Here is a 25777-nt window from a genome sequence, read left to right on the forward strand (position 1 = left end):
CGGCAAATTTAGGAAAATCGCCCACTGAGTGGCGCTGTCCCGCTAACCAACGGTGGTTCCGTCCATTGGGTACGCTAACGATTTCCAAGAGGTGTGTGGTGTTACGACCGATCTTCGTGCTTTTACTTGCCGGGTGCCTTGGCGGAGCCAACCTGGCCGCGGAGCGACCCAATGTGGTGATCATTGTTTCGGACGACCAAAGCTGGGACTCCATCGGCTTCCAGGGCGGAAAGGTACACACGCCACGACTCAACCAGATGGCAAAAGACGGTTTGTACTTGAGTGATTTCAATGTGACATCCACCGTCTGTTCACCCTCCCGCTATAGCTTTCTCACCGGGCGTTATGCGGGACGTTGCGAAGGAAGGCGATTTATGCAGGAACATCCGCTGGGGGATCAAACTCAGGTCGAGAATATTGGCGAATTGGAACAGGACCGCTGGAACGTTGCGAAGCTGCTTCAACGTGCTGGCTATACCACCGGTTTCGTCGGCAAGAGCCATTTGGTGAACCATGAATGGATCAATGGCGATTGGTCTAAGGCCGGTCTCGAAACCTATCCCCAGAATGCGGATCCTCGTGAGCCCGAAGTCAACGCCAAGATGCGACGCAATCACCAGAAATGGTGCGAAGCGATCAAGCCGTTTGGTTTCGATTTTGTCGATGGTGTCTATGCAGCGAACTTAAAGGAACAGCGATGCGACGCGTTAAATGTCCACAACCTTGATTGGACCGTCAGCAAGGCGGTTGCGTTTCTCGAGCAGTCGAAGGACGATCCGTTTTTTCTCTATTTTTCCACCACGCTGCATCACGGTCCCGCGCCTTGGTCGAACCAGTATTCACTCGACGCCGATCCTCGAATGACTGGCGAGGGATTTGTCGCGGAAGGGTTCGACGTCTTACCGTCACGTGCCAACGTACTGCAGCGGAATCGGGCAGCGGGGTTCAATGATCGTCAAGCCTATGCACTTTGGCTGGACGATGGAGTCGGCGCCATCGTTGACAAGGTGGAACAACTCGGTCTGGAGGAGGAGACGCTGATCATCTTTGTCCCGGATCATGGTTCCTATCGTCATGGGAAGGCAACCCTGCACGACTACGGCATGCGAGTTGCCATGCTGATGCAGTGGAAGGGAAAGATTAAGGCTGGATCACAATATGATGCTCTCACTGCTAATATTGATATCACGCCAACGATCTTGGACCTCTGCGATGTGGCTCCGCCAGCCGACGACTCAATGGACGGTGTCAGCTTGAAGCCCGTGATCTACGGCAGCCAGCGAGCGGTTCGCGAAGAATTGTTTGGCGAGATGGGACACTCTCGTTGCGTAAAAACCAAGGACTGGAAATACATCGCGGTGCGCTACCCAGATGTTGTGCAACGGAAAATTGACCAGGGCGGGAAGTTCCCGGCCTTCAACAAGGAGGATCCCCCTCTCGATCGACCCTACCTGACTCGCAATCGTCATTTGGGGCATTACGCATCACTGCAGAACCCACACTATTTTGAGGCGGATCAGCTCTATAATCTGAAGGCGGACCCGGAAGAGAACGAGAACGTTTTTCGACGGTATCCCGAAGTTGCACAACAGATGCAAAAACGACTGGCAAAGGCTTTGACGCAATTCGAAGAGCGGCCGTTCGGCGAGTTTACCGACGGATCCCTTCTCGGTGGACAAACCGTAAGAGGTCTCCCTAACAAAGCACCAGCCAACTCAAACCCGAACCCCCCATTACAAACTGAAGAAGAATGACACGATCGCATTGGTTACCGATGATGAAGCTCTTGGTTGGATGCTTTGTCACTTGTTCTCTACACGGACGGATTTGCGCGGAGCGTCCGAACGTCATCGTGATCATGAGCGATGATCAGGGCGGTGGTGACTATGGTTTCCTTGGCAACGACGTCATCAAGACACCGCAGCTTGACGCAATGCACGCTCGCAGCGGCCTGCTGAGAAATTTCTACGTCAGTCCCGTTTGTGCACCGACACGGGCAAGCTTGATGACGGGACGATACAACTACCGAACACGGTGTGTCGACACCTGGATCGGCCGAGCGATGATGGACAGTGGCGAGGTGACGCTGGCGGAGTGCCTACGTGATGCTGGCTATCGAACCGGCATTTATGGTAAATGGCACATGGGCGACAATTATCCACTTCGTGCGATGGATCAGGGATTTGGGGAGAGCCTTGTTCATCGCGGCGGGGGCATCGGACAGCCTTCGGATCCGATCGGCGCCGAAGGGAAGTACACCGATCCAACGCTTTTCCGAAACGGCAAGGAAGTGCAAATGAAAGGCTATTGCACCGATCTTTTTTTCGATGCCGCCATGGATTTCATTGATCGCACGGCGAAAAGTGGCGACAACTTCTTCACCTACATTGCCACGAACGCACCCCATGGTCCGTTTGATGATGTGCCGATGGAGTTGTATGAAGTGTACAAGCGAGCTGACTTCTCACCGATTTTGGTGAACGAACTCCATCCAAATCGTCGTCAGGCGGAGTTTGACAAACTGGCCCGAATTGCGGCAATGATTACCAACATTGACGAGAACGTCGGGCGGCTATTCCACAAACTTGATCAGCTTGGCATCCGTGAAAACACGATCGTGATCTATTTGAATGACAACGGCCCCAATTCGCTGCGATATGTAGGCGAAATGCGAGGGATGAAGACGGGCGTCGACGACGGTGGGATTCGTTCGCCGCTCTTGTTCCATTGGCCGGCAAAGGTCAAGGCGGATGCGACGTCCGATGCGCTTTGCGCCCACATCGATGTCATGCCGACGATTTTGGATGCCTGCGAGATCGACGTGCCCAGGTCGCTTGATTTCGATGGACGTAGCTTCCTGCCACTGTTGACGGGCCGTGATCGCTCGTGGCCAACGCGACAAGTCGTCTTTCAATCACACCGAGGTAACGTTCCACAACTCTATAACCATTTCGCGATCCACGAAGACCCTTGGAAGCTAGTTCACCCCAGCGGGTTTAGTAACGAGCGGTTCGAGGGTCCGCTAAAACTGGAGCTCTATGATCTGAGCAACGATCCGAAGCAGGAAAACGATCTCGCCGAAAAACACCCCGACGTCGTCGAGCGACTAAGAAAAGGCTATGAAACCTGGTTTTCGGATGTCAGCTCCACGCGTGAGGACAACTACGCGCCGCCACGAATCATCATCGGAACGGAACATGAGAGGGAAACGGTGCTGACCCGGCAAGATTGGCGGCATGCCAGCGGCAAACCCTGGGCCTCCGATTCAAATGGCTACTGGTTGTTGGAAGCATCGGAGCCGGCGGACTACGAAATCGAGTTGATCTTTGCTTCACACGAACATCCCGCCGCAGCGGCGACGATTTCAGCCAATGGCGTGGCGACGGAAATCGACATCGCTGCGGGAAGGCAACGTGGCCATCGTACGACGGTCAGCCTGCCTGCGGGCAAGATCAAGCTTGCCGCCGAGGTCACTTTCAACGGCAATACCCAAGGGCCGCATCAGATCGTTTTGCAACGAAGGTAGTGACTGCCTCAGTCCACGAAGGCGTCTTTGGCTGGTTTTTCTCCGAGGGTCAACTCCAAGGTGCCTCCGGCGATCATGTCGTCGTGAGAGAAAAAGGGGGTGGTCAGTCGCTGGCCATTGAGGCGAGCCGATTGGATGTACTTGTTTGCGGGCCGGTTGTTGTCCGCACGCACGGTGAACGTTTTGCCGTCACCGACATCGATCACCACTTCGTCAAACAAAGGGCGACCAATCGAGTAGGTCGGATCTCCGGGACAGAACGAGTAGAACCCCATGGCGTTCAGGATGTACCAAGCTGACATCTGTCCACAGTCTTCGTTGCCGGAGAGGCCGTTTGGATCGTTAAAGTAAAGCGTGCTGAGGATCTCATCCACCAACGCTTGTGTCTTCCAAGCTTGACCCACATAGTTGTAGATGTGTGTGATGTGATGACTGGGTTCGTTGCCATGAGCGTATTGACCGATAAGTCCCGAGATATCGGCTGAGCTTTCTTCGCCTTCAATCGATGAATCCTCAACAAACAACTGGTCGAGCTTACGCACGAAGGGAGCCTTGCCGCCCATCAGATCAACCAGCCCGTTGACATCGTGGGGCGCGAACCATGTCCATTGCCATGCATTGCCCTCGGTATATTCATCCTTGCGGTGCTGCGAGAATTTTGGGCTGAACGGTGTCTTCCACGATCCGTCTTCGTTGCGACCTCGCATGAAGCCGGATTCGGCATCAAAATATTGCTTGTAACGACCGGCACGCTCACGAAACTTCTGTGCATCCTCCGTCTTACCGAGGGCCTCCGCCAACTCCGCAATGCACCAATCGTTGTAGGCGTATTCGAGTGCTTTCGAAACCGATTCGTTCTCGAGGTCACAGGGAATGAATCCGAGCGTATCGTTGTAGTACTTGGCTTTGGGGTTCAATTTTTCACGCACGGTTTCTGAGGGAAACAAGAAGTCGTCCTCGCGCGAATGAGCAGATTGGACGCATGCCTGGTAAGCTTTTTCGACATCGAAATCAACGATGCCCTTCTGGTAAGCGTCCACGATCACGGGAACAGCGTGATAGCCGATCATGGTTCCGGTGTAGTTGCCATCCAGTTCCCATTTCGGCAAACTGCCGCCTTGATCGTAATGTGTGAGCAGCGTGCGGATGAAGTCGGCATCACGTTCTGGTTCGGTCATCGTCATCAGCGGATGAAATGCACGAAACGTATCCCACAAGGAGAACACCGTGTAGAGCGGACCGTCCGTCGACGTGTGAATCTGTTGATCCACCCCGCGATAGCGACCGTCGCAATCGGTGAAAAGGTTGGGGCTGATTGCCGTGTGATAGAGCGATGTGTAAAAGATTGTGCGTGCGTCCGCGCTACCACCTTTGACGTTGATCTTGCTGAGTTGTGTTTCCCATGCTTCGCACGCCGCTTCTTTGACTGCGTCGAAGTCCCAGTCGCTGATCTCGGTTTCGACATTGTTGCGAGCGCCCTGGTAATCGACGGCCGAGATGCCGACTTTCGCCATCAGCACCGCAGTATCGGCATTTTCAAAGCGCAACACGGCTTGTGTGTTCCCACTGGCAACAGCCCATTTTCCCGGCTTTGCGTTTCCGTTTTCAAAGAGTGTACAAGTAAACGGTTGGCTGAATTTGGCGTGAAAGTAGACGTGATGATTCTGTGCCCATCCTCGACTTCGCTTGTAGCCTTCGATCTCGTGATCATTGATGGCACGAAATTCAGTGATCGGATTCGCGTGACCGTGAATGGTGTGAGCCAAGTCGATGATCAAACTCGGCGTGGTCTGAGTGGGAAACGTGTAGCGATGGAAGCCCGCACGCTGTGTCGCCGTCAATTCTGCTTCGATGTCGTCGTCCTGCAATCGGACGCGATAGTAGCCGGGCGTTGCGTCTTCATCGTGGTGCGAAAATCGCGAGCGATATCCTGAGTCGGGCTCTTCAACGGTGCCGGGCTTCGTTTGCACATCACCCACGAACGGCATAAACAGCACGTCACCGCGGTCACCGATTCCAGTGCCGCTGAGGTGCGTGTGGCTGAACCCCAGGATAGAAGAATCGCTGAAGTGATAGCCGCCGCAAGCATCCCACCCGAGCGTTCGCGTATCGGGGCTGAGTTGCACCATCGCATAGGGTGTGGTCGCGCCAGGAAAGGTATGGCCATGTCCGCCGGTTCCGAGGAACGGGTTGACTTCTGCAACTCGCGATCGAGCAGCCTGCTGAGCGTGAGCGGGAATCGCGAACACAAGGAACAGCAAAAGGGAAAGAGAAGTTCTCATCGAGGTTGTCCAAGCTAGGGTTGTTGATCAATGGCGTGGAGAGCAAAAGCGTGAGCACCGATCGAGACGGCACGGCTCGTACCAAGTCGCGTCAATCCGATGCCGATGCGTTTCAGAGGGTCGTAAGTGATTTCACGATCGGTCCCTGGGACGGTGATCGTTTTGGTTGCTCCGGCGAGAAACGCGTCGCATTGGTCGGGCGCGTCGAGGTTGAATACTTTTTGGACGATACGATTCATCGGCCGACCATCATACGTCGCAATGCTGCCTTGCATCTCATCGATCAACGGTTGCATGAAGAGACCATGTGCTGCGGAAATACCACCTCCGAGGACAACCAAGCCGTCGAGTAGCGTGATTGCGTTGGCCAAAACGTCGCCGACCACTTCGCCAAGTTCCGCAAACGCTTGCTTCGCAGCCTCGGGATCGCCGCTCGACTCGCCTGCCGCGATCGCAGCGATGATCTGAGGCGTCGGTGCGTCGTCGATCGCCGTGTTGGTAATCCGAGCGTAGCTGCCTCGGACCGATCGAATACATGCCCCTTCCTCGGCAAAACAATCCGGACGCAGCTTATTCCTGAGCAACCAAACCTCGCTCGCATTCGAGTTGTCTCCGATGAATAGTTCACCGTTATGAACGAGGCCACCGCCCAGTCCGGTGCCCAGGGTGATGGCAAACAACGTTCGGTAACGCTTGGGACTGCCCGCTTGCTCGAGCAGGTTGTTCACGTATGGTAATAGACCCGAGATGGCTTCGCCATAGGCAAACAGATCGCCGTCATTGTTGATGAAGGTCGGTAAGCCAAACTGCTGTTCGAGGTAAGGCCCGAGAGCGACGCCACCCGCAAACGCTGGCAAGTTCCCAACATTGTCGATGATGCCGCTTGGATAGTCCGCGGGTCCCGGAAATGCGAAGCTAATTGCCACCGGCGGCAGAGGCGATTGTTCGATCACCTGGCGGAATCCCGTCGTGATCGTTTCCAGACTCTTGGAAAGTTCCTGCGTTTCGGCTGGCAAACGAACAGGCGGGACCACTTCGCCATTGGCATTGACGGCCGAGAATACGAAGTTCGTTCCGCCTGCATCAAGTGTCAGGACAATTCGATTGTCGCTCACGCCGCTACCTCCGGCTCATGAACGCGATGCCCGATCAAGCCGTAGAACCCGATGTAAACGTAGTTGATGATTGGCACCGCGAAGGCGAGTTGAATGCCGACGCGATCGGCTGCGGCCCCCATCACAAGCGGAACGATTGCTCCGCCGACGATCATCATGACCAACAACGAGGAACCTTGCGACGTGTGTTGTTTGAGGTCCTTGATTGCAAGCGTGAAGATATTCGACCACATGATCGAGTTGAACAATCCGGTGCCAAGAGCGGCCCAAAACGCCAGCGAGCCTTGCGTAAACGAGGCGATGCAAAGCAACGTGATCATACCGATTGAAAAGACCCACAACACGCGAGCAGCGTTGCCTCTCCCTGCGACAAATGCGACGAAGTTGAGCGCGATCAGAATCAGGTAGGGAGCGATCTGAGTGGGGGTCATGAAGTTCATTGCGAAGACACCCTCTTCGATCCGGATTGCGGTTACGACGTAGACCACCCCCAACACGACGAGAGCCGTGACTGCCATGTATGCATACTTCCGCGCTGAGCTGGCGATCTCACTCAGCGAGATCGCTCCACACAGCCGTCCGATCATGGCGCCACCCCAGTAATACGCTAGGTAGATACTCGCAGTGGCCTCGGGAAGCCCTAGTATGTTTTCGTCCTTCATGAAGCTAATCAAATAGCTGCCGATTGCGACTTCACCGCCGACGTACATGAAGATCGCGATCATGCCATATCGCAGGTGAGGAAACTTCAAGGCGCCCAGACTGCTGCTGGTCGATTCTTCCTCCTTCGCGAAGCTCGGCAAGTGACTTCGCCATACGATGATGGCCAGCAACACGAACAGGGCTCCATAGATCAAGTAGGGAGTCTTGATCGAGTCGATCGTAACTTCTCCGTCGGTTGCAAAGACTTTGTAAAGCAGCAAGCCGCCGGCGATCGGCGCGATTGTGGTGCCCAATGAGTTGACACCCTGAGCGAGGTTCAGTCGACTCGACGCCGTCTCGGGCTTGCCCAGGATGGCCGCGTACGGATTGGCGGCGATCTGCAGTAAGGTCACTCCGGTCGCCAACAAGAACAACGCGCCCAAGAAAAACGGATACGCCTGAAATTCTGCAGCGGGATAGAACATCGCACAGCCGAATCCGCAAATCAGCAACGAGATGATAATGCTCAACTTGTAGCCGATCCGATTGATCGGATCACCGCGGTAAAGCGAGATGAAGTAATAGGCTAACGAGACGAAGAAAAAGGCTCCAAAGAAGGCGAACTGCACCAAACCCGCCTGAAAATAGCTCAAATCAAAGCTGTCTTTGAGGTACGGGATCAACACATCATTCATCACCGTAATGAAGCCCCACAGGAAAAAGAGCAGCGTGATCGTAATGAAGGGGCGCCGATAATCCGGCGTCGCGGTTTCCGTTGTCGTCTTTTCCATGTTTGATCGTCCGCCGTGGGGGGCCGCCTTGGAGGGAGTTAGTGAATAAATAGCGTATGAGTCAAATCGGTTACGGCCGATGGAGCTTTTTACACCGATTTTGGTGAAGAGGTGTCCGTGGCGTGAGCCACACTACGTGAAAGTAGAGAATCGGATCCGACGAAGCAAGCCACCTAAGCGGATCGACGGCTGCGGTTCAAGAGAAGAATGGACGATTGCAATACGGTTCTGGCGACCAACGGAGGCGGGACAAGATGCCCCGACCATAGGCTCGATGCCTTGGCGGTCGCATCGAGATGGGTACAGAGGAATACGGGATCGGCACAGAGGGCTACGGCATCTGAAACGGCTCTTCTTCGTTATCGATACATGCCACGGCCTGCACCACAGCGAGTGGGTTGTCGACGGTGATGGGAGCAGCCGCGACGTAGTTCCTCATCCGGCACCCGAATAAGCTGACAGTCAACTTCTCGTCACCGCGGACCCAGAGGAAATCTTGGGAATGGCCAAAGGTCGTCAGCGCGCCGTTGCTGCCTGAGAAGGCTTCGACGTTCATGAGCGCCGTGTGCCCTTTACCCTCGATGATGATTGGGTGCACATCGGCCAATTGCGTCCCTGTGTTCGCAATGATGGACCCTTGGGCGATCTGCCAATTGCGGTTCTTCGCTGAGTTACCCAGCTTATGAATCCCCACCGTGACGCAGTCGAAATTGAAATTGGTCAGCTGGCCGTAAGTGGCGGGTCCCAAGCGGATGCCACCGTAGGTCCCAAACGTAAACACATCAATAATCTGGGCATTGTCGGTGTGATCCAACCAGTAGGCGAAGGTTTTTCGTGCAATCACCCGATCCACCACCGCTCGGCTGTAGCCGCCATCAATAAAACGTCGATTGGCCGGATTGATGTGGCAGTGCAGCAGCCGTGGTATGTCATAACAGTGGTCGATCAGGACAAACTGGCCGCTTAGAGGATACCCGTAGCAGTGCTCAACGAGTACTTGCTCGCAACAGTTGCCGGGCCGAGTGCGAAAGTCCATTGCTGTGAATTCGCCAAAGAAGGTCAAACACGATAGCGTTACCCCTTGGGCAGGGCTTGTATCGGACGCTCGGATGGTCGGCGGATACTCGACGATTTTCTCCGGATCCGCAAGCGTCTGATGGGGATACCAGAATTGCAGGCCGCGTATCTGTGTCGCACCTTCAACGGTGATAAACGGATGCTCTTGGTCCTCGATCGCAAGGACGCTGCCGACCGGTTGAGCGCGATCGGGATGTCGCGTACCACGTCCCACCGGCCCATGCACGCCAATCAAAGATACATTGCGGCGCAGAACAATTCCACTCGCAACTCGGTACGGCTGGTCACTGGGGTCGAAATAAAGAGCAGCCCCGCGCGGCGAAGCCCAGTCGATCGCCCGTTGAAGGTTTTCCCGATTCAGCTCCGAGGCATGGGTCGGCAGGACACCAAAATCTTGCACACTCTTGCTGCCGGACACGGAGACCGGATTCGGCTCCTCCGTGCCACTTTCTTCTGCGACGCCGGCATTCACCAAACCCGTTAGGGCAATCAGGAAACCGAACCGCCACAATCGTGTGAACGAGCGTGCGTAGCGTGGAATGGCGGTTTTGTTACTGCATCTCATCGATGATTTCTTTCTTCTTCGTGGTGCCGAGGTGGAAAGCCACTGATGAAAGCTACCTACGCGATCGTCATGGCCATGCTGGTACCGAAAGATGCCATCAAGATAAGGACATGAACTTACCGGAACCTTCAGCGTGGTGCTCAACGTACCAGGAACCGAATGCCGCTGCCAGCTTGTCGTCGCAAACGGTTGAATCCAGATGGAGGCGCCGTTAGGCTCAAGGTTACACGGACCCAGCCTGGCCTGTGCGTCCCGACGCCGCAGGTCTAACTAAACGACGTGACCATCAAGATGATATCATCAGAACAAGAAGCTAGATTCAAGATCGCCTCAGTCCAATCCAGGTTGCATTTACCGTTCGTCGGCCTCGCGTGTCTGGTCGTAGCCGTCTCCATTTCCGATTCAGCATTGGCGGACGAAATCAGCCCTTCGCAACGCAAGTCCACCGACATGCAGGCACTTGCAAAAACTCCAGACGAGCGGCAACCTGAACTCTTTCTTCGTCCAACGATCCAGCGTGAACATGGACATCGAATCCTCGTCGGAAATGGCGATGCACAGGTGCCGCTAATTGTTGTGCGGGGTACACCCTATGAGATGGGACGCCAATTGGGGAAACTAATCGCTGACCAGATGCGGTTGTTCATTCCACCCGCGATCGAGGGTCTCAAGGCAGAGCTCAACGTGACTCAGGAAGATTTAGGTGACGTCTGGTCTCGTACCGCCGCCTACACCGATGACCGTGTGGAACAAGAGATGGCGGGACTGGCCGATGGTTCTCAGGTGCCATTGGCACAACTGCAAGCGATGCACGCGATACCACTTCACGACATTCTTTCGTACCCTGCTCTACGATTCGCAGTCGCTGAGCGACGCGCTTCGTATTTTTTCGACGCAGGAACCAACGAAACGTTATCACTACGTTTTTGGCGATGGCAGGCACGAACACCTCGCAGTAAAAATCCGGGCTCACGCCCGTGAACCAGCCGATCGTCGTGTCCTCATCTGGAAAGACAATGACCCAGAAGATGAATTCGCGCCAAACGTTTTGCCAAATGTTGTGTACAACGATGAAGGACGTGGTGCGTTTCCGTTTCTCGAAAACCACTACGGGGCATTGGACGCAAAAAGCATGATGGGGCTGTGCAACGAAATTCCGATCAAGGGTGGGAATGTTGTCAACGTCGTCTACGATGCCACCGCGTTAAAAATATGGGTGTCTTACGCGAAAGACCAACAGGAAGCCTATCAGCGACCTTATGTGTTCGTCGATCTAAGGAAGTTGGATGCCGATCAAGACGGCCAACCTGACCTGTCGATTGTCCAGTAGGTTTGCCTGTACTCGATCTAGCTGCTCTTTTGGGGCGTGGGGCATCGCTACACCGGTTACGTGGGCAAGCACTTTTCTTCCGTTGCCTCGATAGGGTGCTGCGTCTCTATCGATGAGAGAACGGATCGCTCGTGGATTTGTCATCGTCCTAACCAAGGCAGTCGTCGTTTTTCGTTTTCATGACCAGGTGTCACTCGCTTCGAAGGCGACTCGGAGCTTTTTGCCAGCGAGTCGCCAGAGGCCCACTTCGTGTTTTCACACGAATTGGCCGCACCATAGTCGACGAGATCAAGAACTGCATCGAGAGCGGCCGACTTGCCAAAGACGGCATCGCACCGTTTTGAGGTTAATCGATTCATGGAAAATGAACTCGTGAAGAGAGCGTTAAGGAAGATGACAAAGCTCCGTTAAACCAACACTCGAAAGTTGATCCGGTGCATGTCTTCGTCACCGTTTGAAATCGAGAGATCCCATGTGCCGGCGCCTGCCACGTCCCATTCGTCCGACTCTGCAACTCGAACTTGATAGCTGCCAGATTGCGTGACCGAATCGAAAGCATAATTGCCATTCACGTCGGTCAGAACCGAGTCGATGATGTTGCCATCGCTGTCGACCAACTCGACGAGAATTCCCTCGGCGGCGACGACTCCTTCCTCTGCGGATTGCGATTCTTGACCGCTTTGTGGCTGGCCTGGACGCGGGGGATCACCTTGCAAACCCTTGCGGGGACTGTCCGGATCACCGCTTGAAACCGGTTCGGTTGCCTGCGATGGTTGGGCTGTTGCCGACTCGGCGACGACCGTTCCCGTGATTTGGGGAGCGAAGAAGAACACGTTCGCTTGAAGCGAATCGAGGTTGGTGTTTCGCTCGATGATCTCCGCCAACGTTGTATTCTCGATCTGACGAATCTCTCGATCACCCATCGTATTTTCGTAGTAGAACCGATCACCGTCACGTAATCGCTCGAATTGTTCAGCGATGATTGTGGTGGCGGTTTCGCCAAGCGAGCCGGCCTCGGTGTGATCTTCGGCCAGCAGCCCGACCCACAGGTCGATGTTGTTGACGTCGCCGTAGAGCGATTCAAGCTTCTCGGCGATCTCCTCGTTACGGGTGATGTCGGCGAACGATTCGACTCTGTCCAGCCCATAGGCTTCGCGTGTCGCGTTGTAGTCAGCCAAACCGTGGTCACGCCCGCGTTGGATGTTCAGCGAAACCAGGTCAAACCCGCCTGCGCCGGGAGGTCCGAAGAGGAAGTTACGAAGACTATTAACGACTCCCAGATCGATCTCTTGCGACTGTGTCGACGACGCGTACTTCAAGAACGAGTCGATCCCGGTTTCTTCCAGCAACTCCGGCACGAAGAACGCATTGGCCAGCGAAATCGGCTCGTCGACGTCTTCGCCATCATTTCCAACTAAACGGTATTCATCGTTCAGCGTCGAGTGCCCGAATCGAAATGCGGCCGTAGAGAACTCATTGGCGATCGAAGGGTTCACGCTTGAATCGTAGCCGGTGTAATCCGACAATGCATCTTCGCCCAATAACGCCGGCAAGTACTCGTTGTACGTGATCGACTGCATTTCCGCGATCACGCGCCGTCGAGCTTCTTGGAAAATTTGCTCGTCGGATAGGTCGGGGTTTTCAGCAGCGATTTCATCAGCCAAGCGGTTGTGTTCACGCACGAAGATTGCATGCATCGACGTCAACACGACATTCTCGGCGGCGCGAAGGTCGCCGGCCAAGAGGTCGCCATTTTCATCGGTCGGCAACAATCCATCGTCTGTCACGAGCAGACGCCCCCCGATAAACTCACGCAGCGCATCCGAGGTTTCCTGATCGCTGCCGTAGACCTGAGAGCCGTCTACCCAGGCTGTGATCGAGTTGGCTTGCTCGGCGGGGTTTTCCGTCGATGTCCCGGTGCCGTCTGCGATCAGCGATCGCGTCAGCTGAATCGTCTGTTCGCCTGTGCCGAAGGGATCGAATAGCGGATCGCCTGCGGGAACTTCGATGTCAAACGACACCGCGTCCTCTGCGTTTTCCGGTTCCAGCGACAAGGAAATATCATGATCAAGGAATTGCCCCCACGCGAAGACGAAGGAGCTCAAGTGACGCTCGCTTGTGTTTCCTGCAGCAGTGGCGGTTGAGAGCGCGTTGCTGATTTCGCGAGCACTCGGGCGATCTTCTCCGGCTGGCTCCGAGATACCGTCGGCATAATCGTTTTCGGCAATCCGAAGTAATTCCGTATCTGTGGCACCGAACTCGGGGTTCTCCCGATTATTACCGGTCCCGTCGATCGAGCGAACTTCGTCTGCTAGATCGCTCGTCGGAAGGTCGGTTGGACGATCAGCTGGCGGATCGAGGCGATCTCGCGGATCCGGGCGCTGTGTGGATGATTCGAGGTCATCGCGTTGACGGCTCATTCGGTTGATCACCATCAACGCATCAAGTGCACTATCCTGACCGTCGTTGTTCACGTCCGTCATCTGGCCAGGTCCGCGTTGCTGTGGGACGCCACCCTCAACCGAATCGCGTTGGGACTGGCGGCTCATACGATTAATGATCGTCAAGGCGTCAAGAGCGGAAATCTCACCGTCTTCGTTCACGTCTTCGGGCATCAGCTCATTGTGAAAAATGTTTGCAGCCAGCAACTGCCTTGCCTCCAGCGCCTCCGGCTTAAGCCGTCGACGCGTCGTGCTGCGTTTGCGACGACTGCGTTTAGCGAATTGGGGGCGTCCAATCCAACGATGCCAGAAACGTGCCATGGTTTCACCTGCGGGAGAAAAGAAAAAGTGTGGGGAAAAGGAGTAGCACCGAGCCGTTTTGCACTGCCACGCTCGGGACCCACCTGTAAAGGGCGGTAACGCACCGGAATTGTCACGGTCGGACCTGGAAAGCACCCTTAGGCATGAGTCCGTTTAAAAAGGACGCTTCTTCCCAAGGCGTTCCATCACCTCATTCGATGCAGCCATCAAACCGACAAAAGTCCTACCTAAGTTCTTCTTGAGTTTCGGCGTGAGATGGCTTTGGTCACTGAATCCATGGCAATAGGCGAACTCAAGTCGTTCGTCTGCTTAGCTGGCAGATCGCAAGTTTTGCTGAATCACACCAAAACGACGCCGCTGTCCACTGGAATTCCAAAAATGATCACCACGAATTCGATTTACAGCCCGCATAAAATTGGCGAAGATACGAAGAGGAAAGTCCAAGTCTCCATCAGCACCGACGTCTTAAGCTGGCCCAAACGTCCTCTCGAGCAAGGAATTACCAAGTGCCCCAATCAACACCTCCGAGCCAACGAAGTAAACCTGCGAAGCACATTCTTCATCCAACCGATTTCACTAAGCAATCGGACCTCGCGCTCGCACATGCGCTGCGACTTGCGTTGAGCAATCGAGCAGATCTTCATCTGTTTCATGTGAGTAAGGACGATGACGATTGGGATGGATTTCCGTCCATTCGCCAGCTCCTGAAATCGTGGGACTTGATCGCCCATGATGCATCTGAATCGGACGTTGCCGAACTCGGGATCGGCATTGAGAAACTGATCGGTGTGGAATCGAGTGTGGCCGGTTCGATCGAAGGCTATTGCCAGCGTCATCCCATTGATTTGATCGTAATGGCGACGGCGGGGCGGCATGGACTGGCCGCTTGGCTAAAGCCTTCTACTGCGGAAAAAGTCGCCGAAAGGGCCGCTTCGATTTCGATCCCCACCCTTTTTGTGCCGGATCAGTGCCGTGGTTGCGTGGCGCCGGATAGCGGTGAAGTGACCATGGACCACGTTCTGGTGCCCGTCGACCACACGCCTGATTGTGATTCGGCTTTTGAACGTGGGCTGCGCGCGATTGAGACCTTCGGTGGTGACCAATCCGATCTGACGCTACTGCATGTTGGATCGGAGTCACGGTTTCCCGATGTCAATCTCCCCGAGGGTCCATGGCGGATCAATCGTGTCGTTCGCAAAGGAAATGCAGCGGCCGAAATTCTCTCAGCGGCCGACGCTTGTCAAGCGAGCTTGATCATCATGGTCACCGAAGGAACGCACGGGATCCTCGACGTCGTCCGCGGGACAACGACCGAACAAGTGCTCCGCCAAGCTCCCTGCCCCGTGCTCGCAGTTCCGGCCAATGGCTAACGATTCGCTCTCAGGCGGTGCGTTTACCCGTGGAAACCATCTTCGATCCTTAACAGGATCGTTCATTGACGGTGGAGTGCACCGAGACGTGTCAAATTGAACCTTCATTGCAAACTTCCTTGCCCACGGTGTAGGGCCTTACAAGTTGACAATCGCAGCTGGATTTCCTGGACAATCTTAGCGGTCTCCGGTCCGCCGAGGCCGCCGTATACCGTTTGGAAATCGTCACGTGAGATTCCCTCGGGCAGACCTTGGATCTCGGGGCAAAGGTCCTCGCTGCTGATGCCGCGTCTGACTTGCATCTGCACCTCTTCCGCCGACGCCGCGTTGATCGTTGCACGTTCCGCGAATAAGGTGCCTGCTCGATCAGCTGTGAGGTCGACGAACGAAAACCCCGAGCCTCCCGGGGTCGCGTCCATCATCTCTTTGCCGATACCAACCGCCATCGAACGACTCTCGTCGGAAAGGACTCTGAGGGCAGCGCTGACCCAAAAATGTCTCGCAAGGTCGTTTCGGCCTCGCAGTTGGATGCGATTACGAAGTGCCTTGAACTCATTCATCCGTCCTAGGTCGATCGCGCGACCCGCTACCTCAGCAACTTTTTCCTCACCCAAAATGACCCCCAACGCCAAGATCGCTGCCTCGTTCGGTAGCACCGCGTCGGTCCCGTGTGAATTATCCGCGGCAAAGGTGAACGCTGAGTCAACGAGTGCGTTGAAACCTGCGTCCCCGGCCGGGATCTCGTCTGCGTGGGCAAGCAGGTGTTGGGCTGTCACGCGTGCTGCACCATCTAATTCATCGGAAATGCCTGTCGAGGTGCCCCACACTAACAGACCGATGCCAAGAACTGCCATCGCGATCAGGGCGATTTGGCTGCGGCGAAAACTAATCCCTGCTAAAGCTCCGAACACCGCGCTGATGACGCCCAATAGCCATTGCGTTTGAATTGGGAAGTAGCCGTAGTTGACCCACTGACTTGCCACGGCCAAGAGTGGAGCAGCAATCAGAACCGTTGGCACCGCCCACCGCATCGGAACGGAAGATAACAGCAGCGAAGTTAGAATCCCAAGCACCCCAAGTCCGAGGCTACGAAGCGCGATAGTGGCTACCGCTCGCGCGGCAGGTTCCGACAAGCCGAATAGCGAGCGCATTGCTGCGACCGACCAATCGGGAGCGCCAAGAGGACGTGGATCGGGAACAACACAAAGGGCAACAAACCAAGCGATCAAGCACACCCCCCAGATTGCGCGCTCGGATTTGGGCCGCAAGCCCGAGGACGATTGGTTAACGATTGCTTCCATAGGGTGCTCAGATTCGAGGGGGACCATTGCACACACGCGAACGGTTAGCGATGTCAACCATCATCGATTCACGGATCGATTTTCGCGTGCAAGCCACTCTAACTGCACTTCGCCCTGTAATCCATGGAAAACCAAGAGCTGCGTCACAATGAAGAACGAGCGTTGCCGGTAGTCGACCTTGTTACAGATCCCCGTGTCGTAGGGCCTTTCACAAGATCCACCACCCAAAGACTAAGCGTTGACGAAGCGCTCGTAGGTTCCACCACCGCCAATACTCCATTCCCGCACGAAGGTCGGGTCAGTAGCAGGAAGCGTCGGGCAGGCGACAATACGAGGGGAGCGGAGCATCACTTAACGAGCACGACGGGAAAGGTACGGGTATCCCCTTTTCAGCACTGCAAAAAGTTCGTCAACCTTCGCGGCATACTCTGGATCGTTGGCGTGGTTGTAGTAACCTACCCTGTCATCGGTGACCTTGTACAACTCGAGGCCGCCGGAGCCATTCTGACCCCATTGAGTCAAACGCCAATCGCCATAGCGAACGCTATAACCCATGCCTACAGGGCTTCGCACGACCTGCGTGTAAGCCGGTTTGTCCCAGTTCACGGTCGTGCCCTCAACAAGGGGCCTCAGACTTTGCCCCTGAAGTTGATGGGGTGACTGAAGCTTACAAAGGTCAACGAGGGACGGATAAATGTCCAGAAGTTCGACGACAGCTTCCGTTTCGCTGCTCATCGCTTTTGATTTGGGCACCCAGATCACGAGAGGCACCCTCGCTCCGATATCGAACACCGTCACCTTGTTCCACCATGCATGTTCGCCAAGGTGATAGCCGTGGTCGCCCAAGAGCACGACAATCGTGGTCTCCCACAAATCCAAACGATCCATCGCATCGAGCAGTTTTCCGACCTGAGCATCGACGAAGCTGGTGCAGGCATGGTAAGCCCGCTTGAACTCGCGACGATCCTGGTCCGTAAAGGTCTGAAAGTTGTATGCTTTACCAATCGCATGCTCCAAAAGCGGAGTCCGGTCGTCCGGCGCAATCGCCAACTCCACCTGATCGACAGGATACAGGTCGAAGTATTCCTTCGGAGCAACAAACGGGTCATGCGGCTTATGGAACCCGACTCCAATGAAGAACGGCTTGTCGCGTTTCTCTTCCATCAAGCGAACCGCTTCGGCGGCAAGCATCCCATCCGCCTGCGCGGCGTCGCCGCCCTCCGCGGCGCGCCATTGAGCCCAGTTGACGGTTCCGTCACCCAGTTTCCGGCCTTCGCCTTGGAGTCCGATTTTCGGTTCTTGCCCCTTCGCTTTGAAGAAGTAGTCGAACGACGCGTCGTCGCGAAAGAGCGTTGGCTCGCCCTCGTTGTCCGTTCCCATGTGCAGCAACTTCCCCAGCCCGGCGGTGAAATAGCCATGGTTCCGAAATAGCTGCGGAAGCGTAATCAGGTCCGGCCACTGAGTGCGCAGGGCCAACTTATTGGAAAAGATCCCATGTTCGTCTGGACGTAAGCCCGTTAGAAACGAGGAGCGGCTCGGATTGCAAACGGGGTACTGACAATAGGCCGCGTTGAATTGCAACGCTTTAGCGGCCAATCGATCAATGTGGGGCGTGCGGATGCCGTCCGTCTTGTAAGAACTCAGCTCAGGTCGAAGGTCATCGATCGTAATGAACAGAATATTCATCGGCGATGGGGTCCCTTGCTCTGCCTGCGCGGTGACGTATACAGAAACGCTCACGGTGATGGCAATGAACAGGTTGCAAATTCTTTGAAACTTCATCTCTTCGTTCTCTCCAATCGTCTGCGCAGAACAATATAAGTTCAATTCTTGGATCAATCGATGGCTACGGCTCGACGACCTTCTCGGCATTGGATCTCAGTCCTGCTCGGCAATTCGCGCGCAGATATTCGATACTCTTAAGAAACTCACCGCGTTGATGTTGCTGATCAAACTTCTTCGCGTCGACTCCCTCGGCTGGCTCGTCCACTCCGATCTCATGTCCACGACGACAAAGTGCCAGAAAGTCAACGATGCTTTTGGCTTTCAGGTTCGGATACCCCTCCCAATGCTCCTCGGTCAGGAAAGGGATCGGCCGCGCCGAATTGGAAATCGATTCGACAAAGATCGGCATGCCCGGATTCGACTTCGCCAAAGTCTTTACATAGGCCGGCACATCCATCAATCCGTCACCGACAGCCGTCCATTGGAAGGTCGCTCCTTCCGGGGATTCCCAAATCATGTAATCCCGCAAACTGTTGCAAACGACATGAGGCGCGAGAGCTTGCAGATGAGCCATCGGATCTTCCATCGCCCACAGTCCATTGCCGGGGTCAAGCATCACGCCGCAGACGTCGGTGCCAACGGCTTCAATGAGCTCGAGTAATTCTTCGCTGCGAAGATCGGCTGCGTGATTTTCAAAGCCAAATTTCACACCGGCATCCTGCGCCCGTTTGCTAGAAGCCTTCAGGACCCGAACGGCTTCATCGATTCGCGGCTGAATGCCGCCGTCGAGAAATCGATCAGCGATGCTCCCGATTCGCACATTGACGACAGGCGATCCGACGGAGGAGGCGACACGAATCCCCGTGGCCAGCATCTCCTGAGCGTTGCCCCATTTGTCATTAAACTTTGCCGCGTTCTGACAGATACCACCTGCGCCGACATAGATTCGCATCTCATGTTGGTTTGCCAATTCCTTCAGCTTGAGCAAATGCGATTCATCCAGACTCTCGAAATAGTCGAGGCTATTCAGCAGTACAGCGTCGAGACGTTGCTGTGCGGCGAATTCAATCTGCTGTGCCGCCTTCCATTTCATGCCACGCAGTGAATGCCCATCGAGTCCAAGAGGTACGCGAGTCGAATCGCTCGAGTCAGCAGCGGGGAGGGATTTCGTCAAAGCTGCGGTTGCGGCCATTGCGGTGGCGGTTGCCACAAGGAATTCGCGACGTGGAAGGGCGTTGCTATTGAGTTTGATCGTCATCGTGTTTCTTTTCGTGGGGTTGCTGGTCAGCGGCGTTCAATGGACTGAGGAAGCGCGAGAAAAACACAATCAGGCCGAGCGGAATGGGCGTTGGTTTGTCATCATCGATTGCAACCGTTTCTGTTTGGGAGGTTTGTTGGTCGTTTTGCGCCGCGTGAAAGGCCGCTAAACGCACGTCCGAGCTCTCGCTGTTTCGCACTGCCGCTCTTTCGTGCCGCGATAAGGTACTCGTGCATTGTGCAGATTCAACTTTAAAGTTGGGATTGTAGCGGAAGTCGTCAAGACTTTCGACGATTCACGGGGCAGACCGATACTCTTGACGAGTTCCACTCCCCTAAGTTTAAAAGTTGGCAAAGCATGGGTAGATAGCCCTGGTCAAGCCGCGGTTACGCAAAACGAACAGCGATTTGGAGAATTCTAGCGAAACCTGCTTTCTCAATTCCCTTTGCAGGCCACGGCCACCCTTCCGAGCTGCAGCGCATCGCCCCGCTGTCACCCGTCGACCGGAAATCAAACCTTGACGGGAAACCAACCTTAAAGAGCCCGAGAATTTGATCGGGTTGCCAGTCGGAGACGATTCTGTGAGATTCAATCGCTTGCGAGCTGTGCCTCCCATGCTGCGATTCCGCTCCTCCGTTGCCGTTGAAACAAACCACCGTGATGGAGATACTGTATTGACGAGACGCCCGAATGTTGTTCGCATGCGTCAAAGGGTGAACGAGTCAGGGCGACTTGTGCAATTTAGCGAGGGTATTGGATTCGAATTTCCTGGACGCTGTGTGACACATTGGCGGCGTCGACGAATGGCGGCTGAGAACAGAAAGCATGGTCATCGCAAGGCAAAAACTACTGAAGTGGGCTCTCGTGTTGGTAGGGCTTGGCTTGGTTTTCTACTTTGGTAGTCGTACGCTGGAATCGTATCGACAACTTCAATACGTCCACGATCAGGGCTTTGATACGGGCGACATGGATGTCAACGACATTCGCCCTTGGATGACGGTCCATTTTGTTGCCGCGGCCTACGCCGTACCCGAAGAGTATATCTACGCCGAATTGGAGGTCGACTCAACACAACGCCGTCGCGACCTTGACGTTCAACACCTGAACGAGGATCTCCGACTGGGGCGTTCCGAGAACGGTCCCTACCCTGCTGTCATCGACCGGCTCAGACAGATCATCCTGGCCTATCAAAAGAATCCTGTCGTGACCGGTCTTAGCGACGTACGTGGCTGGATGACGTTAGAGTATATCACCAACAGCTCAGGGATACCGACAACGACGATTGTTGGTGAACTTGGGTTGGACGCCTTTGCACGTGGGGAAGCACCCCCACGCTCTCCCGGCAGCGACTCAGAAGTTAGCATCCGCAAGCCTCTTTCGGAGTTGGCTAACGAACTGCACTATCCTCGCGGACCTCGCGGCCTCTGTGAGGATATCGAGGCCGTCATCGCGCAGCACGCACAGGAGGTGCAATGAGCCTGTCGCTTGCCCCGCTCATTGAACAGTTCCTGACGTGGATTGCAGCATACGGCCTACTCGTGTTGGGGCTGGCTATCTTTGGGGCTGCCGTGGGGATTCCACTTCCTAGCACGCTCTTCGTTATTGCGGCTGGCGCATTCGTGCGTCAGGGCGTTTTGGATAGGGCGTGGACTCCCGTATGCGTCCTTGCCTGTGCTGTGCTGGGTGATGTGGTTTCCTATGGCATGGGGCGTTCTGCCCGCGTCGCTATTGAGTCCCGTTTTCGTGAGCGTCCCAAGTGGCAGCGTGCGCACGCTGCACTGCTCAAGCGGGGTGGGGTCGCGATCTATTTGACGCGATGGATGCTCACCGCGTTTGCCGTGCCGACGAACTTGACAGCGGGATGCGGTGGCTATCCCTTTGCCCGTTTTCTTGCCTTCGATGTGGCGGGCGAATTGACGTGGATTTTCGTTTTTGGCGGACTGGGCTATGCCTTTGGAAGTCAATGGGAGGTGATCGGTAATTTAGCCAGTGACTTCAGCGGCCTTCTCGTTGGCATCGTCTTGTTAGTGGCCGGCGTGTATCTATTGGTCGGGCGACGAGTGCCGACGCGAGCCAAACTCGGCAGAGCAAAATGATGTGTGAATACCAAAGGTTTCGAGGAGAGTCGCGTACGTGGAACGTTGAGAGTCAAAATAGCGCGGTCCAACGAAGCGGTTCACACGGAACGGAAACGCTATCGCACAATCAGAAAAACAACGGACGCTGTTACGTCCCCTGATTGCCTTCACGGCTTTCGAAACTTGGCGACATCGCACCGTAAAGCATCAAAATGCTCTCGATGTTTAGGAATCCTATGGCTTGGTTACGCCTGCTGATTTAGCCGAGTTTCCTTTTTCAGCAAACCTTCTAACCAACCAACCCCCACAACGTCTTTACCGACAGCGCTATCACCGTCACCAAGCCGACCCAACCTAGCGGTTTGATTCCGATCGGAATCAGTTCAGAGTCGACTTTGCTCAATTGCCAAACAATCACCGCTGCGAGAATCGGGAAACAAAGCACCGTTAATGATTGAGCGATGACGATAAACGTAACCAAATCTGTACCGGTTAACGCGACGGTACTAGCCACCAACCATCCCAGCAGCAACGCGATGATCGTCGAAGTTCGCACACTCGTCGACGACATCTTGCTGCCCAAGCCCAGCGAATCGCAGAAGACAACGCCGCCGATCAGGGCGTTGACCAAGAACGAACTGGCTGCTCCGGCAAAGATGCCGCAAGCGAAAACGATTCGAGCCCACTTGCCGAACAACGGTTCCAGTGACATCGCGACGACACTGGCATCGGTCAGCTCAGTGACGGGGATTCGTCCATGCAGTGCAGTCGCAGCGGTGATAAAGATCATGCATGTTATGAGTGCCAGTGACGTAATCCCAATCAGACTATCAACAACACCCAAACGAAGCTCCTTCCGGCTCCAACCCTTTTCTTTGACTTGATACGACTGATAGAACGCGCCAGCAACCGAAAACGTCGTTGCGATCATCGCTCCGATACTGAGCCAAGAAACCGCCCCACCACCTTGATCCGTTGATGAAAGTGTCGGCACAAGTCCTGCGGCGACTCCCTTCCACGATGGCCCGGACGCAAACATGCTCATGCCGAAGGCCAACACCATCATTCCAACTAGAACCGCCATCATCTTTTCGACAAGTCGATAAAGATCACGACGCCCCAGTAGCAGTAAGACGATAATGACCGCATTGAACCCCAACAACAGAATCGCTTTGGTTAGCGGGCTCAGACTATCGAGTTTTTCGGGGCCAATGAAACCACCGGCTGCCATCAACATGGCGTTGTTATTGGAAGCTTGAAACAACGTGATCGCGATCATGAGCGATCCCCCCACCAACCAAGCAGCGGGACGCCCGAACGTGTCTGCAACACTTTGACAAAGTGTCTTGCCACTGCAGACGCCGACAATCATGGATGCGATTGTCATCCCGATCATCAACAGTCCAGATAGCGGTACAACCCACAACAACGACATGCCATACTCGCACGCCACACGACTCGAGCTAACGATGCTTCCGGGACCGAGTACGACAGCAGCGACCACGATGGCCGGTCCGATTCGAGTCAATCGCTGAAGCCATGATGAACCGGCTGTATCAACTTGGTTATTCGTTTCTGGCATAGTGTTCTAAACGGGTTGCTGTATTGCCGGCTAGCGGAAGTCGCCAAGTCTTTCGGCCACCGTACCCGAAACTCTCTGCGAATTTCGCTACGTTAGGGCCCTCTCCGAAACTCACGATGAATTTCGCTACGAAGACGGAGACCAACATGCAAGCGATTCTAACCGATGACCGCGAGGCAATGGGCCATTGAGTACGTTCACGGCAAGGTTGACATCTTCAACGAATTGGAAGTCGTACATTCCAGCGCAGACAAAATCAGCTCCGTTCTCAAACGCAAAACCGAACGCATCCTCAGGCTTAAGTGCTCCCGCGGACATCGTTTTGAAGGCGATCCAAGGTTGCTTGACCGTCTTCATGAACGCGATCGTCTGTTCGGGATCCTCACACCACAGGTTGTCTTGCTCGCGAGTATCCGTGGCCGACCAGTAATTGGTCTTGTGCAGAGTTTTCATCCAGAAGTCGGGTTCCAATCCGGCAGCGATACACCCCTTCACGGTCTGCCGATCCCCGAGTTGTTTCGCAATGGTTCGATGCGCCGTTGATGTTGACCATTGAAAGCGTTCCCTTTTGACACGTCGATACGAACAACACTGACGATGCCCTGATCGCGGACTTGGTAAGACTTGCCGAGCGAAAGCGACAACTGATCGGCGATAGACACTGGCTACCCCAAGAACTGCTTTTCTGGGGATTCCGAGGTCCTCTATCCTATGGGCTTGTCGCGTCAGAAACAAGAAAAGAAATCGCGAAAATGCAAATTTATTGTATTTCTTTTTGACAAACTTCCACGCCTCTGTTAGAAACGTAATCTCGGTACTGGTGCGTCGACAGGTTTAAGAATTCGGGTTCGAACCGGACGGCTCGCGCCGTTCCGCCAAAGTTTCAGCGGCAGGGCGCGAGCCCTCCGTCCATCCGTAACCAAGCGAGAAAGAAAGTGACCACGATCAATCGACGTAAACTTCTTCAACGTTCACTCGTCACGACGCTCAGCTACGGCGCAGGGCTGACGATTTTGGCGAACGCCAAATCCGCGCGGGCAACCCCGGCGAACGAAAAGATTACGATGGCGGTCATCGGTTGTCGTGGGCGAGGCAAGCAGTTGATGGTCGGCCTCGCCAGCCGAGCTGATTGCCAATTTAAGTACTTAGCCGATGTGGACTCTTCCCTGTTCGAAGCTCGCGGCAAGACGCTGGCCGATGCACAAGACGGCAGGAAACCTGAGTGCCGACAAGATTTCCGAACGGTTCTCGATGATGCCTCCGTGGATGCGGTCGTGATCGCCACGCCCGATCACTGGCATGTACCCGCTGCAATCATGGCTTGTCAAGCTGGTAAGGATGTCTATGTTGAAAAACCGCTATCGCATAACTGCTGGGAGGGACGCCAGACGGTCGAGGCTGCTAGAAGAAACAATCGCATTGTTCAGGTTGGCACGCAAAATCGCAGCGCGCCCTACAACATGGCTGCCAAGAAGTACATTGAAGATGGGAAGCTCGGTACGATTCACCTTTGCCGAGTTTTCAATCAGAAAGAATGGGCCAATTTCCCTGCTGTGCCGGACTCCGCTCCGCCACAAGGGCTCGATTGGGAGATGTGGAATGGCCCGGCGCCCGAGCACCAATACAATGCCGCCATTCACAAGAACTGGCATCACTTTTGGAACTACTCGGGTGGCGACATCGTCAATGACGGCATTCACCAACTCGATTTGGCACGCTGGTTGTGCGGTGTTGAATACCCCAAGAGTGTCTATTCAACCGGCGCGCGGTTTGACAAAGAAGGCGCAGCGGAAACACCCGACAATCAAGTGGCCACGTTCGAATTCGACAAGCTGTTGATGACGTTTACGCTGACACTCGACACACCGTACATGCTCAAGAGTGATCCTGAGCTCCGCGACAACGACATCTTTCCCCATTGGCCGCAAAACGCAACTCGAATCGAGATCTACGGTTCAGAGGGCGTGATGTTTGTGGGACGTATGGGTGGCGGTTGGCAAGTGTTCGAGCGAACCAAGGGGCGCCAACCTGTGGTCACCGAGCAGATGTATGGTCGCTTTCCCGACCCCAATCATCAAGAAAACTTCGTCGATTGCATCCGCAGCCGAGAGCTGCCCAATGCGGATGTCGAGAAGGGTCACCGCAGTGCTCTGCTCGGTCATCTGGCGAACATCAGCTATCGTTTGGGCGGGCGGAAACTCGTCTTTGACGGGCAGTCAGAACAGATTGTTGATGATTCAGAAGCAATGAAGTTTTACACGCGTGAAAGCTATCGTGCGCCTTATGGGGTCAAGGCATGATGACGTAACGTTTTTTTTCGGGTTCCGTGTCATGCTGTTTCCCCAGCACGAAGATGATGCTTTCAGTCCTTAC

The 25777-nt window shown here is 54.9% G+C and carries 19 protein-coding genes; 8 read left to right on the top strand and 11 right to left on the bottom strand.

What is annotated here, in order from left to right:
* Positions 1-98: 98 nt before the first annotated feature.
* Both Poly41_RS28455 and Poly41_RS28460 read left to right on the top strand, forming a co-directional pair.
* Positions 99-1754, top strand: coding sequence for a sulfatase family protein (locus Poly41_RS28455; protein WP_197231747.1), 1656 nt, complete (start codon positions 99-101; stop codon positions 1752-1754).
* Positions 1751-3526, top strand: a complete 1776-nt coding sequence (locus tag Poly41_RS28460; protein ID WP_231616018.1) for an arylsulfatase — start codon at positions 1751-1753, stop codon at positions 3524-3526. The genes Poly41_RS28455 and Poly41_RS28460 overlap by 4 nt, the downstream gene beginning before the upstream one ends.
* Positions 3527-3534: 8 nt before the next feature.
* On the opposite strand, the gene Poly41_RS28465 is transcribed toward Poly41_RS28460, so the two are convergent.
* From Poly41_RS28465 to Poly41_RS28480, 4 genes are all read right to left on the bottom strand, one after another.
* Positions 3535-5808, bottom strand: a complete 2274-nt coding sequence (locus Poly41_RS28465; RefSeq protein WP_146530758.1) for a GH92 family glycosyl hydrolase — start codon at positions 5806-5808, stop codon at positions 3535-3537.
* Positions 5809-5822: 14 nt separating this feature from the next.
* Positions 5823-6923: an ROK family protein gene (locus Poly41_RS28470; protein WP_146530759.1), complete on the bottom strand. Its 1101-nt coding sequence runs from the start codon at positions 6921-6923 to the stop codon at positions 5823-5825.
* Positions 6920-8356, bottom strand: a complete 1437-nt coding sequence (locus Poly41_RS28475; protein WP_146530760.1) for a sugar MFS transporter — start codon at positions 8354-8356, stop codon at positions 6920-6922. Before Poly41_RS28475 ends, Poly41_RS28470 begins: the two co-directional genes overlap by 4 nt.
* Before the next feature lie 331 nt (positions 8357-8687).
* Positions 8688-9998 (bottom strand): hypothetical protein, encoded by a 1311-nt coding sequence (locus tag Poly41_RS28480; RefSeq protein WP_146530761.1) that lies wholly within the window; start codon positions 9996-9998, stop codon positions 8688-8690.
* A 291-nt stretch (positions 9999-10289) separates the two neighbouring features.
* Between Poly41_RS28480 and Poly41_RS28485 the strand changes: the two genes are divergently transcribed.
* Together Poly41_RS28485 and Poly41_RS28490 are read left to right on the top strand one after the other, a co-directional pair.
* Positions 10290-10979, top strand: coding sequence for a C45 family peptidase (locus Poly41_RS28485; protein WP_231616019.1), 690 nt, complete (start codon positions 10290-10292; stop codon positions 10977-10979).
* Between the two features lie 79 nt (positions 10980-11058).
* The gene (locus tag Poly41_RS28490; RefSeq protein ID WP_197231748.1) at positions 11059-11328 is read left to right on the top strand and encodes a hypothetical protein; all 270 of its coding nucleotides are present in this window, start codon (positions 11059-11061) and stop codon (positions 11326-11328) included.
* A 140-nt stretch (positions 11329-11468) separates the two neighbouring features.
* Here Poly41_RS28490 and Poly41_RS28495 read toward each other — a convergent pair whose 3' ends face one another.
* Positions 11469-11687: a hypothetical protein gene (locus Poly41_RS28495; RefSeq protein ID WP_146530764.1), complete on the bottom strand. Its 219-nt coding sequence runs from the start codon at positions 11685-11687 to the stop codon at positions 11469-11471.
* 48 nt (positions 11688-11735) lie between these two features.
* On the bottom strand, positions 11736-14090 hold the full coding sequence (locus Poly41_RS28500) for a peroxidase family protein (protein ID WP_146530765.1): 2355 nt from the start codon (positions 14088-14090) through the stop codon (positions 11736-11738).
* A 506-nt stretch (positions 14091-14596) separates the two neighbouring features.
* On the opposite strand from Poly41_RS28500, the gene Poly41_RS28505 reads away from it, so the two are divergent.
* Positions 14597-15460 carry a universal stress protein gene (locus Poly41_RS28505; protein ID WP_146530766.1) on the top strand — a complete coding sequence of 288 codons (864 nt, stop codon included), beginning with the start codon at positions 14597-14599 and terminating at the stop codon, positions 15458-15460.
* A gap of 104 nt (positions 15461-15564) precedes the next feature.
* Here Poly41_RS28505 and Poly41_RS28510 read toward each other — a convergent pair whose 3' ends face one another.
* The 3 genes from Poly41_RS28510 to Poly41_RS28520 all read right to left on the bottom strand — a co-directional run bounded on the left by Poly41_RS28510 (position 15565) and on the right by Poly41_RS28520 (position 19744).
* On the bottom strand, positions 15565-16761 hold the full coding sequence (locus tag Poly41_RS28510) for a hypothetical protein (protein ID WP_197231749.1): 1197 nt from the start codon (positions 16759-16761) through the stop codon (positions 15565-15567).
* 351 nt (positions 16762-17112) lie between these two features.
* Positions 17113-18543, bottom strand: coding sequence for a sulfatase (locus Poly41_RS28515; protein WP_197231751.1), 1431 nt, complete (start codon positions 18541-18543; stop codon positions 17113-17115).
* Between the two features lie 64 nt (positions 18544-18607).
* Positions 18608-19744, bottom strand: coding sequence for a sugar phosphate isomerase/epimerase family protein (locus Poly41_RS28520; protein WP_146530769.1), 1137 nt, complete (start codon positions 19742-19744; stop codon positions 18608-18610).
* Between the two features lie 825 nt (positions 19745-20569).
* On the opposite strand from Poly41_RS28520, the gene Poly41_RS28525 reads away from it, so the two are divergent.
* Positions 20570-21220 (top strand): hypothetical protein, encoded by a 651-nt coding sequence (locus Poly41_RS28525; RefSeq protein ID WP_146530770.1) that lies wholly within the window; start codon positions 20570-20572, stop codon positions 21218-21220.
* Positions 21217-21840, top strand: coding sequence for a DedA family protein (locus tag Poly41_RS28530; protein WP_146530771.1), 624 nt, complete (start codon positions 21217-21219; stop codon positions 21838-21840). The genes Poly41_RS28525 and Poly41_RS28530 overlap by 4 nt, the downstream gene beginning before the upstream one ends.
* Before the next feature lie 271 nt (positions 21841-22111).
* Here Poly41_RS28530 and Poly41_RS28535 read toward each other — a convergent pair whose 3' ends face one another.
* On the bottom strand, positions 22112-23404 hold the full coding sequence (locus Poly41_RS28535) for an NRAMP family divalent metal transporter (RefSeq protein ID WP_146530772.1): 1293 nt from the start codon (positions 23402-23404) through the stop codon (positions 22112-22114).
* Between the two features lie 126 nt (positions 23405-23530).
* On the bottom strand, positions 23531-23857 hold the full coding sequence (locus tag Poly41_RS28540) for a hypothetical protein (protein ID WP_146530773.1): 327 nt from the start codon (positions 23855-23857) through the stop codon (positions 23531-23533).
* A gap of 482 nt (positions 23858-24339) precedes the next feature.
* Here Poly41_RS28540 and Poly41_RS28545 point away from each other — a divergent pair, with 482 nt between their 5' ends.
* A complete protein-coding gene (locus Poly41_RS28545; RefSeq protein ID WP_146530774.1) occupies positions 24340-25704 on the top strand; it encodes a Gfo/Idh/MocA family protein in 1365 nt (454 codons plus the stop codon).
* Positions 25705-25777: the final 73 nt, after the last annotated feature.

This window comes from Novipirellula artificiosorum, from assembly GCF_007860135.1.
GTDB classification, from domain to species: domain Bacteria; phylum Planctomycetota; class Planctomycetia; order Pirellulales; family Pirellulaceae; genus Novipirellula_A; species Novipirellula_A artificiosorum.

What these genes read in the sequence shown, in the direction of transcription:
- Poly41_RS28520 (WP_146530769.1), bottom strand. Translation starts at nt 19,744, where the DNA reads ATGACGATCAAACTCAATAGCAACGCCCTTCCACGTCGCGAATTCCTT.
- Poly41_RS28485 (WP_231616019.1), top strand. Translation starts at nt 10,290, where the DNA reads ATGATATCATCAGAACAAGAAGCTAGATTCAAGATCGCCTCAGTCCAA.
- Poly41_RS28540 (WP_146530773.1), bottom strand. Translation starts at nt 23,857, where the DNA reads ATGAAAACTCTGCACAAGACCAATTACTGGTCGGCCACGGATACTCGC.
- Poly41_RS28465 (WP_146530758.1), bottom strand. Translation starts at nt 5,808, where the DNA reads ATGAGAACTTCTCTTTCCCTTTTGCTGTTCCTTGTGTTCGCGATTCCC.
- Poly41_RS28535 (WP_146530772.1), bottom strand. Translation starts at nt 23,404, where the DNA reads ATGCCAGAAACGAATAACCAAGTTGATACAGCCGGTTCATCATGGCTT.
- Poly41_RS28495 (WP_146530764.1), bottom strand. Translation starts at nt 11,687, where the DNA reads ATGAATCGATTAACCTCAAAACGGTGCGATGCCGTCTTTGGCAAGTCG.
- Poly41_RS28500 (WP_146530765.1), bottom strand. Translation starts at nt 14,090, where the DNA reads ATGGCACGTTTCTGGCATCGTTGGATTGGACGCCCCCAATTCGCTAAA.
- Poly41_RS28480 (WP_146530761.1), bottom strand. Translation starts at nt 9,998, where the DNA reads ATGAGATGCAGTAACAAAACCGCCATTCCACGCTACGCACGCTCGTTC.
- Poly41_RS28460 (WP_231616018.1), top strand. Translation starts at nt 1,751, where the DNA reads ATGACACGATCGCATTGGTTACCGATGATGAAGCTCTTGGTTGGATGC.
- Poly41_RS28530 (WP_146530771.1), top strand. Translation starts at nt 21,217, where the DNA reads ATGAGCCTGTCGCTTGCCCCGCTCATTGAACAGTTCCTGACGTGGATT.
- Poly41_RS28525 (WP_146530770.1), top strand. Translation starts at nt 20,570, where the DNA reads ATGGTCATCGCAAGGCAAAAACTACTGAAGTGGGCTCTCGTGTTGGTA.
- Poly41_RS28510 (WP_197231749.1), bottom strand. Translation starts at nt 16,761, where the DNA reads ATGGAAGCAATCGTTAACCAATCGTCCTCGGGCTTGCGGCCCAAATCC.
- Poly41_RS28515 (WP_197231751.1), bottom strand. Translation starts at nt 18,543, where the DNA reads ATGAAGTTTCAAAGAATTTGCAACCTGTTCATTGCCATCACCGTGAGC.
- Poly41_RS28475 (WP_146530760.1), bottom strand. Translation starts at nt 8,356, where the DNA reads ATGGAAAAGACGACAACGGAAACCGCGACGCCGGATTATCGGCGCCCC.